A 15,051-nucleotide genomic window follows, 5' to 3' on the forward strand; every position below is an offset into this window, starting at 1 on the left:
TTTAATTCAAAGTGACGACTTTTCGAGCAGTTCGACCTGCGCGGGGAGGCAGATCGATGCCAAGTCGTAGCGCGACACCACCGTCTGGCGCGCCGCCTCGCGCAGCGGCCGCAGCTTCTTGCCGTTCTTCAGCGCCCCGGCGGCCGCGTGAGCAAGCGCTTCCACATCGAAGAAGGGCGTGAGCAGGCCGTTCTTGCCGTGCTCGATCACTTCGCGCACGGGCGCGGTGTCGGAGGCCAGCACCAGGCAGCCGATGCTCATGGCCTCCAGCAAGGACCACGATAGTACGAACGGGTACGTGAGGTAGACGTGCAGCGCCGACACCTGCATCAACTGCGTCAGCACGGTGTGGGGCACGCGGCCCACGAAGTGGATGCGTTCCATGTCCAGCTGCGCCTGTACTTCCTCCTGGAAGATCGCGCGCCAGGTCTTGCCCTTGGGCGGCGGCGCGCCGTAGCTCGTGCCGTCGCCGCCCACCAGCACCACGCGCAGGTTGGGCCGCAGCTTCTGCAGCAAGGGCAACGCGCGCATGAACACGTGGTAGCCGCGGTACGGCTCGAGCTGGCGCACGACGAAGGTCACGACCTCGTCGCCCGGTCGCAGCACCAGCTTGGCGTTGCGCAGTGTCACCGTGGCTTCGGGGTCGGGCCGGAAGCGCTGCGTGTCGATGCCTTCGTGGATGACGCGGATGCGCTCCTGCGCCCAGGCCGGGTGCTGCGCCTTCTGGAACCCGGTTGGGGCCAGCGCCACGTCGCAATCGTTCAGCGCGTGCAGCAGGTGCGTGTTCTTGATGCGCACGCGCTTGGACGCAAGCGTCGCGTCGCCGGACGAGAACTCGGGATCGAACCCCGTGTCGCCGCCTTCCGCGCCGTAGTAGTACTCCGCATACGCGACGAAGCGCGCCTTCGGGAACACGTCCCGCACGAAGAAGGCCTCGCCCCAGCCCGAATGCACGACGACCACGTCGGGCTCGAAGCCGCCCGCGCGCAAGGCCTGCATCGCGCGCGCCGCCGCTTCGCCGCGCAGCACCTTCGTGCGCAGCTCGTCGAGCGCCGGGCCCAGCGGGTTGCGCCCCGCCGTCTTGTGGTCGAGTTTCGGCTCCTCGTACAGCAGGTGCCGCACGCCGGCGATCGGCTCCGCGCGGTTGACGCCGAGCGCGACCACCTCGTGCCCGCGCGCGGCGAGCGCCGCGGACACATGGCGGAACTGGCCGGGAAAGTTCTGGTGGACGAAGAGGAAGCGCATCGGCGCGCGATCATACGGGCGAAGCGCCCGCGCGCCGCGCCACGCGTCAGGCCGCGGTGGTCTGCAGGCGGCCCGAGAACGGCACCTTGCCCGTGAGCATCTGGAACCACATCACCCAGTCGCTCGCGAAGCTGTAGAAGGGGTGCCCGAAGCTCGCGGGCTTGTTCTTCTCGAATGCGAAGTGCCCCACCCAGGCAAAGCCGTAGCCGATGAGGGGCAGCAGCACGAGCCCCCACCACGTCTGCGTCGCCAGCACCCACCCCAGCGTGCACAGGACCAGCGTGGACCCGATGAAGTGCAGCGTGCGACAGGTGGGGTCGGCATGCTGCGTCAGGTAATACGCATAGAACTCGCCGAAGGTTTCGAGCTTCATCGACTTCTCCTCTTCGTGTAGGCCTGCGGATTAGCCCGGGAGGGCCATGGCGTTTTCGGGCCTCGGCCCCAATGATGCATCCAATCGCCCCCGAGAGGGCGCAAGGGATGTACGCATGATCACCGAATACGCATTGCGCGAAGAGCCGCGCCTGTTCATCGCGCTGCTGGGGGCCGCCCCCGACGGCGCCAGTTTCGCCAACTACGCCTACGCGTTCGAGGCCAACCAGCCGCTGAAGGCCATCGCGAACTGGATGTACTACGACTACCAGCCCGCGAACTATCCCGCGGGGATGAGCAACGCCCAGATCGCGGCGAAGTTCTACGCGAACATCCACGGCCACGCCCCGACCGCCGCGCAGCTCGCGCCATGGCAGGCGCAGCTCGATGCGTACGTGACGCCTTCGGACGTGATGGTGGACATGATCGCGGCGCTGGTGAACTACGGCGGCAGCGACGCCGCGACACTGAAGAGCCAGGCCCTGTTCAACAACAAGGTGGCCGTCGCCGTGTACTACGCGTCGTACGGCGGCGACGAGCTGGGCGTGGCGGAAGTTCTCAAGCCCGTCACCGACGATCCCGACTCCGTGCTCACGGCCATCCATGCGATGAAGGGCCATTGGCACATCCCGGCCGATGCCGCGGACCCGGAGCCCGCGCCTGCTCCCGCGCCCGCACCGGCCCCCGCGCCTGCTCCCGCGCCCGGCCCCGCCCCGGCGCCGGCTCCCGAAGTCGGCACGACCCACGCCGGCACGTCAGGCAACGATTCCTTCACGGCCGACAGCGGCAACGACAGCTTCGACGGCGGTGCGGGCCTGGACACGGTGTCCTTCTCGGCCGGCCTGCGCAACTTCACGGTGCACCGGACGAACGATTCGCTCGTGGTCACGGACAAGCGCGGCACCCTGGGCAGCGACACGATCGCCAACGTGGAGCACCTGCGCTTCAACGACAAGACGATCAACACCGAAGTCACCGCGCTGTCGCACGAAATCAGCGCCGCGCAGCTGAAGGACATCGTCGAGCTGTACGTCGCCTTCTTCAACCGCGTGCCCGACGCGGACGGCATGGCGTACTGGATCGCGCAGGTGGACGGCGGGCTGTCCATCGACAGCATGGCCGATGCGTTCTACGCGGCGGGCGTGCAGTACTCCTCGATCACCGGTTATTCCGCATCGATGTCCAACGCCGACTTCGTGAACGTGGTCTACCGCAACGCGCTCGGGCGCGACTCGGCGGACGCCGAGGGCCTGGCCTACTGGTCGAAGGCGCTCGCGGACGGCTCGGAGACGCGCGGCTCGCTGGTCGACGCCATCCTCGGATCGGCGCACACCTTCAAGGGCAACGCGCAGTGGGGCTGGGTCGCGGACTTGCTGGACAACAAGTACGCGGTGGGCAAGCTGTTCGCCATCGACATGGGCCTGGGCTTCAACACGCCGCAGGCGTCGATCGCCGAAGGCGTGAAGATCGCCCACGCGGTGACGCCCACCGACACGGCCGCGGCCATCGCCATCATCGGCGTCGCCGCGGCGGACATCACGCTCGCCTGACCGGCTACTTCTTCGCCTTGGTCATCTTGGCCGGGTCGTCGTCGGCGTTGACGTATGTCAGGTCGAACGGCCCGTCGCCGTGGATCTGGATGATCGCGGCCGTCTTGGCCATCGCGTAGTGCTTCTGCTTCGCGGGGATCGAGCCGAAGTCGCCGGCCTTGAAGGTCTTCATGGCCTTCACGTCCGGCTTGTCGCCCATGCCGACCATGAAGGCGCCGGACATCACCGTGACGTTCTCGTCCTTCGAATGCCAGTGCGGCGCGACCTTGTAGCCGGCGGGGACCTGCAGGCGCATCACGAAAGGCCCGGGCTTGGTCGGGTCGCCGTGCAGCACCGCGAGCTTCGCGCCCTTGGGCAGAACCGGCGGCGCGTCGCCCCACTTCAGGCCCTCGCCGCCATGCGCGGCCCACGCGGGCGACGAGAGGGCCAGGGCCGCAGCCCCGGCACAGGACAGCACCAGATGCGAAAGGCTTCGGACCATGATCATCTCCTTGGGGGAAGGCTGCGAGCCGGAACGTTGCAATTTACAGCAACGCGCCGAAGGCACAAGATGCAAGGCCCCAAGGAGAACGACAGGCCATGAAACGCCGGCAACTCATCCAGGCGGCCGCGGGCGCCATCGCGTTGCCGCAGCTCGCCTTCGCGCAGGGTTATCCCAGCAAGCCGATCCGCTACATCGTCCCGGTCGCGGCCGGCGGTGGCAGCGACATGATCGCGCGCGTGGTCACCGAGCGCTGGGGCCAGGCCCTGGGCCAGACCTTCGTCGTCGACAACGTGAGCGGCGGCGGCGGCGTGGTCGCGTGCCAGACCACCGCGCGCGCGCCGGCGGACGGCTACACGCTGATGCAGGCCTACGTCGCCACGCACGGAACGACGCCCGCGACGCGCAAGGTCACGTACGACGCCGTCCGGGACTTCACGCCCGTCGGCATGATCGGCGCGACGCCCAACGTGCTGGTCGTCAACGCCAACGTACCGGCGAAAACCGTCGCGGAGTTCGTCGACTACGTGAAGAAGAACCCCGGCAAGGTGAGCTACGGCTCCGCGGGCCAGGGCTCGCTCACGCACCTGACGATGGAGCTGTTCAAGCAGGCCGCCGGGGTGTTCATGCTGCACATCCCATACCGCGGCATCGCTCCTTCGCTGACCGATGCGATCGGCGGGCAGACGCAGGCCGTCTTCCCGGGCCTGGCCGCGGCGCTGCCGCACCTGCGCTCCGGGCGACTGCGCGCGCTGGCCGTCACGGGCAAGCAGCGCAGCCCGCAGGTCAAGGACGTGCCGACGATGGAAGAACTGGGCTTCAAGGACTTCGACGCCATGCAGTGGTACGGCTGCGCCGGGCCGGCGGGCATGCCGGCCGACGTGGTCAAGCGCCTGAACGACGCACTGGTGTCGGTGCTGAAGGCGCCCGACCTGGCCGAGAAGCTCTCGGGCGAAGCCGTCGACCCCTGGCCCATGACGCCCACGCAGTTCGGCGACTACATGAAGGCCGACATCGCACGCTGGACCACGCTGGCCCGGGCGCGAAAGATCCAGCTGGACGAGTAAGCCATGGCCCGCAACACGCATGTGGCCGCGGACACCGCGGCGCCCCCCATCACCGCCATCCTGGCGAAGTTCGTCGCGAACCATCCTTCGCGCGGCTGGCGCGACGCGGTCGACCATGAGGCGCACCGCACGTTCTACAACTGGCTCGGCTGCGCGATCGGCGCGGCGCGCCACGAAGCCGCAGATGCCGCAGTCGCGGCAGCGAAGATGCTGCAGCCCGCGCCCCAGGCCACCGTGCTCGGTCGCAGCGAGAAGATGGACATGGCCAATGCGGCGCTGGTCAACGGCATCACGTCGCACACCTTCGACTTCGACGACACGCACCTCAAGACCATCATCCACCCAGCGGGGCCGGTGGCGTCGGCGGTGCTGGCGCTCGCCGAACACAACAACCTGTCCGGCCGCGACGTGATCGACGCGATCGTGCTGGGCATCGACGTGGCCTGCCGCGTCGGCAACACCATGTACCCGGACCACTACGACCGCGGCTGGCACATCACCGGATCGACCGGCATGCTGGGCGCCGCCGCCGGCTGCGCGCGGCTGCTCAAGCTCGACGAAAAGAAGACGGCGATGGCGCTGGGGATCGCGGCGTCGCAACCCGTGGGCGTGCGCGAGCAGTTCGGCACCATGACCAAGCCGTTCCACCCCGGCGGCGCGGCGCGTGCGGGTCTCATGTCGGCGCTGCTCGCCAGCACCGGCTTCACCTCCAGCCCGCGCGCGCTCGAAGCGCCGCGGGGCTTCGTGCAGGTCGTCTCGGACAAGCGCGACTGGAGCGAAGTCACCGGCGAACTCGGCGAGCGCTTCGAGATCTCGTTCAACACCTACAAGCCGTTCGCGTGCGGCATCGTGATCCACCCCAGCATCGACGCCGCCACGCAATTGCGCGACAAGGGCGTGACACCCGAGCAGGTGGAGCGCATCGAGCTGCGCGTGCACTCGCTGGTGCTCGAACTCACGGGCAAGAAGGAGCCGAAGGACGGCCTGCAAGGCAAATTCAGCGTGTACCACGGCGTGGCCGCGGGCCTGATCTACGGCCGAGCGGGCGAGGACGAGTTCTCCGACGCCGTGGTGAACGACCCGCGCCTGGTGGCCTTGCGCAACAAGGTGCAGGCCACGGTGGACGACTCGATCGCCGAGGAATCCGTGCGCATGACCGCCGTACTGAACGACGGCCGCCGCGTCGACGTGCACGTGGAGCACGCCATCGGCTCGCTGCAGCGGCCGCTGTCGGACGCGCAGCTCGAAGCGAAATTCCGTTCGCTGGTCGAGCCCGTGCTGGGCGCTGCGCGCGCCGGAGAGATCACGCGCGCGTGCTGGCAGCTGGGATTGGCCGCCGAGGTGCGCACGCTCACGGCGCTGTGCCGGCCCTGAGGCGACGCTACGCAGTTCCACCACCATGGATGGGCTGCACGCGCGCCCACAATGGGTCGCATGAAAATCCTCGAAGTCCGCGAAAAGACCTGCCCCATCGCCTCGCCCATCCGCAACGCGTACATCGACTTCAGCAAGATGACGCTGAGCCTGGTGGCGGTGGTGACCGACGTCGTGCGCGACGGCCGTCGCGTGGTGGGTTACGGCTTCAACTCCAACGGCCGCTACGGCCAGGGCAACCTGATGCGCGAGCGCTTCATCCCGCGCATCGTGGAGGCCGACCCGAAGTCGTTGGTTGATTCGACGGGCGACAACCTGGACCCGCACAAGGTGTGGGCCACCATGTTCACGAACGAGAAGCCCGGCGGCCACGGCGAGCGCTCGGTGGCCATGGGCACGATCGACATGGCGATCTGGGATGCGGTGGCGAAGATCGCGGGCAAGCCGCTGTTCCAGGTGCTCGCCGAGCGCTACGGCAACGGCACGCCCAACCGCAAGGTGTTCGTCTACGCCGCCGGCGGCTATTACTACCCTGGCAAGGACGATGCGCAACTGAAGGACGAGCTGCGCAGCTACATCGACCGCGGCTACTCGGTGGTCAAGATGAAGATCGCGGGCGCTACGCTGGCCGAAGATTGCCGCCGCATCGAATCGGCGCTGTCCATCCTGAAGCCCGGCCAGCGCCTGTGCGTGGACGCGAACGGGCGCCTGGACCTGGACGGCGCGATCGCGTACGCCAAGGCGCTGTCGCAATACGACCTGTTCTGGCTGGAGGAAGTGGGCGACCCGCTGGACTACGAGCTGCAAGCCACGCTGCGCAACTACTACGCCGGCCCGATGGCCACGGGCGAGAACCTCTTCTCCATGCAGGACGCGCGCAACCTCATTCGCTACGGCGGCATGCGCGCCGACCGCGACTGGCTGCAGTTCGATTGCGCGCTGTCGTATGGCTTGGTGGAGTACCTGCGCACCTTGCAGATGCTCGACCAGCATGGCTGGTCCGCGAGCCGCTGCGTGCCGCACGGCGGGCACCAGATGTCGCTGGCGATCGCGGCCGGGCTGGGGCTGGGCGGCAACGAGTCGTACCCGGACCTCTTCCAGCCCTACGGCGGCTTCCCCGACGGCGTGAAGGTGAAGGACAGCTACGTGGAGCTGCCCGACCTGCCGGGCATCGGCTTCGAAGGCAAAGCCGACCTCATCCGCGAGATGCGAGCCTTGGCGGAGTAGGCGCCAGTGCGCCGCCCGCGGCTGCGCGCAACAGGCGCTGGAACGTCGGGCATTCGAAATGCGTGCGCGCGGGGCACTCGGCGGCGTGGCGCAGGCCCTTGCTCATCGCCGCGAGCCGCTTGATCGTGCGGTCGACCTCGTCGGCCTTGGCCGCCAGCTGCTTGCGGTTGATGCTGGCGCGGCCATCCGGGCCGAACATCGCGCCGATCTCGTCCAGCGAGAAGCCGCTGGCGCGCCCCAGCGCGATCATGGCCAACTGGTCCAGGACCGCGGGGGCGAAGCGGCGGCGCAGGCCGTCGCGGCCGACCGACGCGATCAAACCTTTCTCTTCATAAAACCGCAGCGTCGAGGCCGCAAGGCCGGAACGCCGGGCGACTTCCGCGATGTCCATGCACGAACCCCTTGACTTCAAGTCGACTTGAACTCGTATCGTGCCATGCACCGAAAGGAGTTTCAAACATGGCCACCACCCTGCAATCCCTCGCCGCCGGCTGCAAGCGCGCCCTTTTCGAGGACGCCGGCCCTGCGGGACGAACGCGTGCGGCGGGCCTTCTCTCGGCCGCGCTGCGCGACACCGGCTTCGTGAAGGAAGTCTTCGCGCGCCCCGTGGGCGAACGGCAGGTCGCGTACGAAGACCCGCAACTGGGCTTCTGCATCCTCGCGCATGAGTCCTCGCACGCACGCGAAGGCAAGCCGCACGACCATGGGCCGTCCTGGGCGATCTACGGACAGGCCGAGGGCCAGTCCGTGATGAACGAGTTCGAAGTGGTTTCGCCGGGACGCGTGCGCAAGGTGCGCAGCGTGACACTGAGCCCGGGCGACGCGCACGTGTACAACGAAGGCGCCATCCATGCGGTGACGCACGCAGGGCCCACGCGCCTCGTGCGGATCGAAGGCGTGGACCTGGCGAAGGCGAAGCGCGGCGTGTACACGCCGGTTGAGTGAAGACACTGGATCCCGGCCTGCGCCGGGATGACAACCGCTATTTCTTCCCCAGCCCCATGCGCGCCGCGCCTTCGGTGTAAAGCTTCGTCTTGGACGCCATGAAGCCGTCCATCTCCTCGACGCCGATGTTGATCAGCTCGAAGCCGTTCTTCGCCGCGAGGTCACGCATCTCGGCATCCGTGTTCAGCGCGCGCCACAGGTCCGACAGCTTCTTGCGGTCGGCGGCCGACGTGGACTTGGGCACGCCGATGCCGCGGTAAGCGCCGTCGACCCAGTCGACACCGAGCTCCTTGAATGTCGGCACGTCGGGCAGCAGCGGGTGGCGCTTGTCCATGGCGACGGCCAACGGGCGGATGCGCTCCTTGTTCGTGATCGCGAAAGGCGTGTACGTCATCGCGCCATCCACCTGCGCGCCCATCACGGACGTGGCCATGTCGCCCGTGCCCTTGAACGGCACGTACAGCGTCTTGATGCCGAAGGCGGCGTCCAGGCGCTCGTGCGCCGCGTGGTTGGCCGAGAACTGCCCCGAGCCGCCCAGGCTGATCTTGCCCGGGTCCTTCTTCGCGGCTTCGATGAAGTCCTTGAAGTTCTTGATGGGGCTTTGCGCCGGCACCACCAGGATGTCGGGCGTGAAGTGGAACCAGAACACGGGCGTGATGTCCTGCGTGCGGTACTGCACCTGGCCTTCGATCGGCTGGAACACGATGTGCGGCAGGTTGATGCCCACGACGTTCACGCCGTCGGCGGGCAGCTGGTTCATCTGCGTCCACATCAGCGCGCCGCCGGCGCCGGCCTTGTACTGGATGATCGTCTCGACCGCCGCGCACTTCTTCTTGAGCACCAGCTGCTGGTGGCGTGCCGACAGGTCGGATTCACCGCCGGGCGGGAAGGCCTGCCAGTACATCACGTTCTTGTCGGGGCATTGCAGGGGCGCTTGCGCGAACGCGAGCGGGGCCAGTGCGGCGAGCGCGATCGCGCCGATGAACTTCAACATGCTTGTCTCCTTGGAATATTTGTAGGTGCTGCTCAGGACTTCAGGCGCTGAACGACGGCTTCGGTGACCTGCACCGTCGTCGCGCTGCCGCCCAGGTCGCGAGTATGCAGCTTGGCATCGGCCGTGACGGCTTCGATCGCGCGCATGAGCTTGCGCGCTGCCTCGTCCTCGCCGAGGTGCTCGAGCAGCATCACGCAGCTCCAGAACGTGCCGACCGGGTTGGCGAGGCCCTTGCCCATGATGTCGAAGGCCGAGCCGTGGATGGGCTCGAACATCGAGGGGTAGCGGCGCTCGGGGTCGATGTTGCCGGTGGGCGCGATGCCCAGGCTGCCCGCCAGCGCGGCGGCCAGGTCGCTGAGGATGTCGGCGTGAAGGTTGGTGGCGACCAGCGTGTCGAGCGATGCGGGGCGGTTGACCATGCGCGCGGTGCACGCGTCGACCAGCTCCTTGTCCCACTTCACGTCCGGGAACTCCTTGCTGATGGCCAGCGCGATCTCGTCCCACATCACCATGGCATGGCGCTGGGCGTTGGACTTGGTGACCACCGTGAGCAGCTTGCGCGGCCGCGACTGCGCCAGCTTGAAGGCGAAGCGCATGATGCGTTCGACACCGGCGCGCGTCATCATGCTCACGTCGGTGGCGACTTCGATCGGGTGGCCCTGGTGCGCACGGCCGCCGACACCGGCGTATTCGCCTTCGGAGTTCTCGCGCACGATCACCCAGTCGAGGTCCTTCGGCGTGCAGCGCTTCAGCGGCGCGTCGATGCCGGGCAGGATGCGCGTGGGCCGCACGTTGGCGTACTGGTCGAAGCCCTGGCAGATCTTCAGGCGCAGGCCCCACAGCGTGACGTGGTCGGGGATGTGCGGGTCGCCGGCCGAGCCGAACAGGATGGCGTCCTTGTCGCGCAGGGCGTCGAGGCCGTCGTCCGGCATCATCTTGCCGTTGGCCCGGTAGTAGTCGCCGCCCCAGTCGAAGGACGTGAATTCAAAACGGAAGTTCGCGCCGGAGGCGGCGAGCGCCTGCAGCACTTCGGCGCCCGCGGGCACCACTTCCTTGCCGATCCCGTCGCCGGGGATGCATGCGATGCGATAAGTCTTCATGCCCCGACTCTAGGCGCATGCGGGTGCGAGCGAATGCGCCACAATTCAAGGCATTCTTGAAGTGGGGTTCAACAATGCCATTGACCCAATCGCAGGACATGCAGTTCTTCGCCGGGCTCGTCCGCAGCGGCAGCCTGACCGCGGCCGCGCGCGAGCTGCAGGTGTCCACGGGCGCCGTCAGCAAGCGGCTGTCGAGCCTGGAAACGCGGCTGGGCGTGGACCTGCTGCATCGCACGACGCGGCGCCTGGCGCTGACCGAGCACGGCCATGCGTACCTCGACAGTGCGCGCCGCATCCTGGATGAGATCGAGGCGATGGAAAGCGAACTGCAGGGCGCCAAGGCCCAGCCCGCCGGGATGCTGCGCGTCAATGCCACGCTGGGCTTCGGGCGCATGCACATCGGCCCGGCCATCGCAACCTTCTCGCGCAAATTCCCGCGCGTCGACGTTCAGTTGCAGCTGTCGGCCAGCCCGCCGCCGATCACCGACGACTCATGGGATGTTGCCGTGCGCTTCGGCGAGCCGCCCGATTCGCGCCTGGTCGCGCGCAAGCTGGCCGCCAACCGCCGGCTGCTCTGCGCATCGCCCGCCTACTTGGCGCGCGAAGGTCCGCCCAAGACGCCGCAGGAGCTGCCGCGCCACAACTTCATCTCGATCCGTCAAGCCGACGAAGCGCAAGGGCTGCTGCGCCTGACGAGCGGCAAGAAGGCCGCGGCGGTGCGCCTGCGCGGCAGCCTGTCGACCAACGACGGCGAGGTGGCCGTGAACTGGGCGTTGGCAGGACTGGGCATCGTGCTGCGCGCCGGCTGGGACGTCGAGCGCTACCTGAAGAGCGGGCGCCTGCAACGCGTGCTGGAGAACTGGGACACGCCGCCGGCGGACATCCATGCGGTGTACCCGGCGCGGCATGCGGGGACGGCGCGGGTGCAGGCCTTCGTGCAGCATCTGTCCGCTTACTTCGCGGATTGACCTCGCTTCAGTGCGTGATCGCCGAATGCAGCGGCGTCCAGCGCCGGCGCGCGTGCGCGATCTGCATCATCGAATCGAAGTTGATCCGCACGAACTTGGCGAGCGCCAGGCGTTGCGCCTTGCGCAGCCGCGCGGGAAGCTCCGCCGCCACGAGCACGGCGCGCGCACGGCCGCGCCGGCGCGCCGCGCGCGTCGCACGCAGCACGAGCGCGAGGAACTGGCGCAACGGGTAGCGCGCCACTTCGCGCGGCGAACTGGCGAGGCCCATCTGGACGCTGGTGACCACTTCCGGGAAACCCCCGCGCGTGCGCGAGAGTTCCACCACCAACGTTCCTTCGGGCGTTGCCGCCGAGACGGTGCCGTCCGGCGCGACGCCGACGGGAATGGGGTGTTCGCGTTCTTGTTCCATGCCCCTTAGTTGCATGGAGACCGGGGTTTGGTTCCCGGGGTCAGTCGAGGGTCAGGAGATTTCGAATACGCGCCCTTTGTGCTTCACTCAGCCGACAACCAAAGCGACTGCTGGCGCTTTCGAACCACAATCTCTACTCGTCTTGCAAGCTGCGCGTGAGCATTGCCCGAGAAGCGCCCTCCAATATCCGTATCAGATCAGAATGTTCAGGCGGCAAGGCTGCCTCGCGGCCAAAGGTGATAAGTGGCATCACGCGCCGGCCACGCTCCGTTTGGAGCATATTGGCGCCAAGAAGTGCAGCTGCCTTTTTCGATTCAGAAAGCTTGTTCCGAAAGAGCCTTCTTATCCCGGAAGCGCAAAGATCAGCTATCTGTACGCCACTGATAGCCGCAGAGTCCACGAACTTGAAGTCCTCCCGCACGATTTTCCCCACATCGAGTCCACTTTCGACTTCGATACCGTATGCATCTTTCAAATACTCCGGGGGTCTACCGTCCGGAAACTCGAAGCGAGCCATGTGACGATAGTTCGCTCCGATCAGTTGGATCATCGGGTCACGCATCGACATCGTTTGCAGTATCGCGGGCAGGATGTGGCGAAACGCCTGCTCAAACGGAGTCGGCACGGTGTCCTTGCGATCTAGCCGCCATCGGAATGCCGACAATGTCCCAGGGAAGCGCTGAACAAAGTACACCGGGGCGAGCCTCAATACTGCATGGAAAAGCTGCAACTGGCATTGCAGTTGCGTGTATAGCTGCAGAGGCAAAGCAGCGATCTCATCAGCGAGGTTTTGCACTCCTGCGCGACCTTCGGGGTAGATCATCTTGTCAATGTGCTCAACCACCTTCGTGACTTGACCCGCCTGATGCGCCGAAATGGTCGGGCGGTCATGAAGACCGACGTCAATTGCGACTGCAAAAAGCAGCCCATTGAGGCGGGCCAAGTCACGCAAGAATTGGAGATAAACAGGTTCAGGAAGATCAGAAATCTTGACCTCGCGCCCGCCACCATATTGGCGACGCATGCTGCGCATCAAATCTTCGATCTTGCGTCGATCCGTTTCGGGGGATACGTAGGCAGCGACGACGCACCAGGATCCAGGGCGTGCTGCATCAGCGGTGAATGTCCCAGATTCGTCTACATAGATGTTCACGGGCTGCCGTACAGGAGTCCACAAAACGCTGGGGGAGACCAGATTTTGGTAGGCCGTGCTGGACTTGAACCAGCGACCAAGGGATTATGAGTCCCCTGCTCTAACCAACTGAGCTAACGGCCTGCCTGAGGGGCATTGTAGGGACGCGCTAAAGACACTGGCTCCCGGCCTGCGCCGGGATGACATCGCTCGCGGGGCTCGCGATGTCACTTGTTATGGCTCAGCGCATTGCTCACCAGCTTGCTCGTGATGTCCACGATCTGGATCATTCGGTCGTAGGGCATGCGCGTGGGGCCTATGACGCCCAGCGTGCCGACGACCTGGCCGTCGACCTGGTACGGCGCGCTGACGATGCTCAGCTCCTCGATGGGCACCACCTGGCTTTCGCCGCCGATGAAGATGCGCACGCCCGCGGCCTGCTCGGAGATGTCCAGCAGGCGCATCAGCTGCGTCTTCTGCTCGAACAGCTCGAAGGCGCGGCGCAGGTGGCCCATGTCCTGCGAGAAGTCGCTCACCGCCAGCAGGTTGCGCTCGCCGGAGATCACCACCTCGTCCTGTTCGCGCAGCGCCTCGCTGCTGGCCTGCACGGCCGTCTGCATCAGGTCGGCGATCTCGCCGCGCAGCTTGTCGACCTCGCCCTTGAGGTGCTCGCGCACCGCCTCGATCGTCTTGCCCGAATAGTTGGCGTTGAGGAAGTTGGCGGCTTCGACCAGCTGCGACTGCGTGTAGTCGTGCGCGGTGAACACCACGCGGTTCTGCACGTCGCCGTCGGGCGACACGATGATGACGAGGAAGCGGCGCTCCGACAGGCGCAGGAACTCGATGTGGTGGAACACCGACGCGCGGCGCGGCGCCATCACCACGCCGACGAACTGCGACATGTTCGACAGCAGCTGCGCCGCGTGCGCGATGACGCGCTGGGGCTGGTCGTGCGGCAGCTCGGGCGCCTTGGCGCCGAAGTCCTCGCGCCGGGCCGTGAGCATGGTGTCGACGAACAGGCGGTAGCCGCGGGCCGTGGGCACGCGGCCCGCCGAGGTGTGGGGGCTGGCGATGAGGCCCAGTTCCTCCAGGTCGGCCATCACGTTGCGGATGGTCGCCGGCGACAGGTCCAGCCCCGAGGCGCGCGACAGGGTGCGCGAGCCAATGGGCTGGCCGTCGGCGATGTACCGCTCGATCAGGGCCTTGAGCAACAGCTTGGCGCGGTCGTCGAGCATATGCATGTCATTTTATCCAGCAGGACGTGGCGTTTGATGCTGTAATTTGCGTCAATGGCCTCCACCTTCCGCAACGTTGCCCTGGTGGGCAAGTACCAGACCACGGCGTCCGGGCCGGGGGGCGGCTCGGCGCTGGCCGCACTGACAGACGTGGCGGAGTATCTCGCCTCGCAAGGCTGCGAGGTGATGCTGGAGCAAGAGACGGCCCTCGCGTCCGGCATCTCGGGCTACGCGTCGGCGGACGTGCCCACCATCGGCAAGCAGTGCGACCTGGTGCTGGTGGTCGGTGGCGACGGCACCATGCTCGGCATGGGCCGGCGCATCGCCCGGTACGGCCTGCCGCTCATCGGCATCAACCAGGGCAGGCTGGGCTTCATCACGGACATCCCGCTCGGCAACTTCCGCGAGGCGCTGGGCCCCATGCTGGCGGGGCAGTACGAGGAAGACCACCGCACGGTCATGGAAGCCAGCGTGGTGCGGGACGGCCGCACCGTGTTCGAGGCCACGGCGATGAACGACGTGGTGGTCAACCGCGGCGCCACCTCGGGCATGGTGGAACTGCGCGTGGAGGTCGACGGGCATTTCGTGGCCAACCAGCGCGCCGACGGCCTGATCGTCGCCTCGCCCACGGGGTCCACGGCTTACGCGCTGTCGGCGGGCGGGCCGCTGATCCACCCCGCCAACCCGGGCTGGGTGCTGGTGCCGATCGCGCCGCACACCTTGTCCAACCGGCCCCTCGTGCTGCCCGAGGCGGCCGAGGTGACGATCGAGCTGGTCTCGGGCCGCGACGCCAGCGCCAATTTCGACATGCAGTCGCTGGCTTCGCTGCTGCTGGGCGACCGCATCACGGTGAAGAGGTCACAGCATCGCGTGCGCTTCCTTCACCCGCGCGGCTGGACCTACTTCGATACGCTGCGCAAGAAATTGCACTGGAACGAGGGGCACTCCTGAT

Annotated in this window: 16 protein-coding genes and 1 tRNA gene; 7 read left to right on the forward strand and 10 right to left on the reverse strand. The window is 67.0% G+C overall.

Annotation, left to right across the window (positions count from 1 at the left end):
• Positions 1-6: 6 nt before the first annotated feature.
• Entirely contained in the window at positions 7-1,245 is a 1,239-nt protein-coding gene (locus WG903_RS00565) for a glycosyltransferase (RefSeq protein WP_340072224.1), read from the reverse strand.
• A 46-nt stretch (positions 1,246-1,291) separates the two neighbouring features.
• A complete protein-coding gene (locus WG903_RS00570) occupies positions 1,292-1,618 on the reverse strand; it encodes a DUF962 domain-containing protein (protein WP_340072225.1) in 327 nt (108 codons plus the stop codon).
• Between the two features lie 115 nt (positions 1,619-1,733).
• Here WG903_RS00570 and WG903_RS00575 point away from each other — a divergent pair, with 115 nt between their 5' ends.
• Complete coding sequence (locus tag WG903_RS00575; RefSeq protein ID WP_340072226.1) at positions 1,734-3,167, forward strand: DUF4214 domain-containing protein; 1,434 nt, start codon at positions 1,734-1,736, stop codon at positions 3,165-3,167.
• Positions 3,168-3,171: 4 nt separating this feature from the next.
• On the opposite strand, the gene WG903_RS00580 is transcribed toward WG903_RS00575, so the two are convergent.
• Positions 3,172-3,648 (reverse strand): cupin domain-containing protein, encoded by a 477-nt coding sequence (locus tag WG903_RS00580; protein WP_340072227.1) that lies wholly within the window; start codon positions 3,646-3,648, stop codon positions 3,172-3,174.
• Between the two features lie 98 nt (positions 3,649-3,746).
• Between WG903_RS00580 and WG903_RS00585 the strand changes: the two genes are divergently transcribed.
• Genes WG903_RS00585 through WG903_RS00595 form a run of 3 tightly spaced genes read left to right on the forward strand, consistent with a single transcriptional unit; the run spans position 3,747 to position 7,316 of the window.
• Entirely contained in the window at positions 3,747-4,715 is a 969-nt protein-coding gene (locus WG903_RS00585; RefSeq protein WP_340072228.1) for a Bug family tripartite tricarboxylate transporter substrate binding protein, read from the forward strand.
• 3 nt (positions 4,716-4,718) lie between these two features.
• The gene (locus tag WG903_RS00590; protein ID WP_340072230.1) at positions 4,719-6,089 is read left to right on the forward strand and encodes an MmgE/PrpD family protein; all 1,371 of its coding nucleotides are present in this window, start codon (positions 4,719-4,721) and stop codon (positions 6,087-6,089) included.
• 60 nt (positions 6,090-6,149) lie between these two features.
• A complete protein-coding gene (locus WG903_RS00595; protein ID WP_340072231.1) occupies positions 6,150-7,316 on the forward strand; it encodes a mandelate racemase/muconate lactonizing enzyme family protein in 1,167 nt (388 codons plus the stop codon).
• Here WG903_RS00595 and WG903_RS00600 read toward each other — a convergent pair.
• Complete coding sequence (locus WG903_RS00600; RefSeq protein ID WP_340072232.1) at positions 7,285-7,707, reverse strand: helix-turn-helix domain-containing protein; 423 nt, start codon at positions 7,705-7,707, stop codon at positions 7,285-7,287. The genes WG903_RS00595 and WG903_RS00600 overlap by 32 nt on opposite strands.
• Positions 7,708-7,775: 68 nt before the next feature.
• On the opposite strand from WG903_RS00600, the gene WG903_RS00605 reads away from it, so the two are divergent.
• A complete protein-coding gene (locus tag WG903_RS00605) occupies positions 7,776-8,261 on the forward strand; it encodes a hypothetical protein (RefSeq protein WP_340072233.1) in 486 nt (161 codons plus the stop codon).
• Between the two features lie 37 nt (positions 8,262-8,298).
• On the opposite strand, the gene WG903_RS00610 is transcribed toward WG903_RS00605, so the two are convergent.
• A complete protein-coding gene (locus tag WG903_RS00610) occupies positions 8,299-9,255 on the reverse strand; it encodes a tripartite tricarboxylate transporter substrate binding protein (protein WP_340072234.1) in 957 nt (318 codons plus the stop codon).
• A 32-nt stretch (positions 9,256-9,287) separates the two neighbouring features.
• Positions 9,288-10,355, reverse strand: coding sequence for a tartrate dehydrogenase (locus WG903_RS00615; RefSeq protein WP_340072235.1), 1,068 nt, complete (start codon positions 10,353-10,355; stop codon positions 9,288-9,290).
• 74 nt (positions 10,356-10,429) lie between these two features.
• On the opposite strand from WG903_RS00615, the gene WG903_RS00620 reads away from it, so the two are divergent.
• Positions 10,430-11,323, forward strand: a complete 894-nt coding sequence (locus WG903_RS00620) for a LysR family transcriptional regulator (protein ID WP_340072236.1) — start codon at positions 10,430-10,432, stop codon at positions 11,321-11,323.
• A gap of 7 nt (positions 11,324-11,330) precedes the next feature.
• On the opposite strand, the gene WG903_RS00625 is transcribed toward WG903_RS00620, so the two are convergent.
• The 4 genes from WG903_RS00625 to hrcA form a co-directional block, all read right to left on the reverse strand.
• Positions 11,331-11,732, reverse strand: a complete 402-nt coding sequence (locus WG903_RS00625; protein ID WP_340072237.1) for a hypothetical protein — start codon at positions 11,730-11,732, stop codon at positions 11,331-11,333.
• Between the two features lie 133 nt (positions 11,733-11,865).
• Positions 11,866-12,885, reverse strand: a complete 1,020-nt coding sequence (locus WG903_RS00630; protein ID WP_340072238.1) for a DUF3800 domain-containing protein — start codon at positions 12,883-12,885, stop codon at positions 11,866-11,868.
• 46 nt (positions 12,886-12,931) lie between these two features.
• Positions 12,932-13,008, reverse strand: a tRNA-Ile gene (locus WG903_RS00635).
• Between the two features lie 83 nt (positions 13,009-13,091).
• Complete coding sequence (gene hrcA, locus WG903_RS00640) at positions 13,092-14,099, reverse strand: heat-inducible transcriptional repressor HrcA (RefSeq protein ID WP_340078177.1); 1,008 nt, start codon at positions 14,097-14,099, stop codon at positions 13,092-13,094.
• 54 nt (positions 14,100-14,153) lie between these two features.
• Here hrcA and WG903_RS00645 point away from each other — a divergent pair, with 54 nt between their 5' ends.
• Positions 14,154-15,050 (forward strand): NAD kinase, encoded by an 897-nt coding sequence (locus WG903_RS00645; RefSeq protein WP_340072240.1) that lies wholly within the window; start codon positions 14,154-14,156, stop codon positions 15,048-15,050.
• Position 15,051: the final 1 nt, after the last annotated feature.

The organism is Ramlibacter sp. PS4R-6 (assembly GCF_037572775.1).
In the GTDB taxonomy this organism is placed as follows: domain Bacteria; phylum Pseudomonadota; class Gammaproteobacteria; order Burkholderiales; family Burkholderiaceae_C; genus Ramlibacter.

Bases quoted from the DNA above. Each gene is read 5' to 3' on its own strand.
- WG903_RS00565 (WP_340072224.1), bottom strand. From the start codon at position 1,245: ATGCGCTTCCTCTTCGTCCACCAGAACTTTCCCGGCCAGTTCCGCCAT.
- WG903_RS00570 (WP_340072225.1), bottom strand. From the start codon at position 1,618: ATGAAGCTCGAAACCTTCGGCGAGTTCTATGCGTATTACCTGACGCAG.
- WG903_RS00575 (WP_340072226.1), top strand. From the start codon at position 1,734: ATGATCACCGAATACGCATTGCGCGAAGAGCCGCGCCTGTTCATCGCG.
- WG903_RS00580 (WP_340072227.1), bottom strand. From the start codon at position 3,648: ATGGTCCGAAGCCTTTCGCATCTGGTGCTGTCCTGTGCCGGGGCTGCG.
- WG903_RS00585 (WP_340072228.1), top strand. From the start codon at position 3,747: ATGAAACGCCGGCAACTCATCCAGGCGGCCGCGGGCGCCATCGCGTTG.
- WG903_RS00590 (WP_340072230.1), top strand. From the start codon at position 4,719: ATGGCCCGCAACACGCATGTGGCCGCGGACACCGCGGCGCCCCCCATC.
- WG903_RS00595 (WP_340072231.1), top strand. From the start codon at position 6,150: ATGAAAATCCTCGAAGTCCGCGAAAAGACCTGCCCCATCGCCTCGCCC.
- WG903_RS00600 (WP_340072232.1), bottom strand. From the start codon at position 7,707: ATGGACATCGCGGAAGTCGCCCGGCGTTCCGGCCTTGCGGCCTCGACG.
- WG903_RS00605 (WP_340072233.1), top strand. From the start codon at position 7,776: ATGGCCACCACCCTGCAATCCCTCGCCGCCGGCTGCAAGCGCGCCCTT.
- WG903_RS00610 (WP_340072234.1), bottom strand. From the start codon at position 9,255: ATGTTGAAGTTCATCGGCGCGATCGCGCTCGCCGCACTGGCCCCGCTC.
- WG903_RS00615 (WP_340072235.1), bottom strand. From the start codon at position 10,355: ATGAAGACTTATCGCATCGCATGCATCCCCGGCGACGGGATCGGCAAG.
- WG903_RS00620 (WP_340072236.1), top strand. From the start codon at position 10,430: ATGCCATTGACCCAATCGCAGGACATGCAGTTCTTCGCCGGGCTCGTC.
- WG903_RS00625 (WP_340072237.1), bottom strand. From the start codon at position 11,732: ATGGAACAAGAACGCGAACACCCCATTCCCGTCGGCGTCGCGCCGGAC.
- hrcA (WP_340078177.1), bottom strand. From the start codon at position 14,099: ATGCTCGACGACCGCGCCAAGCTGTTGCTCAAGGCCCTGATCGAGCGG.
- WG903_RS00645 (WP_340072240.1), top strand. From the start codon at position 14,154: ATGGCCTCCACCTTCCGCAACGTTGCCCTGGTGGGCAAGTACCAGACC.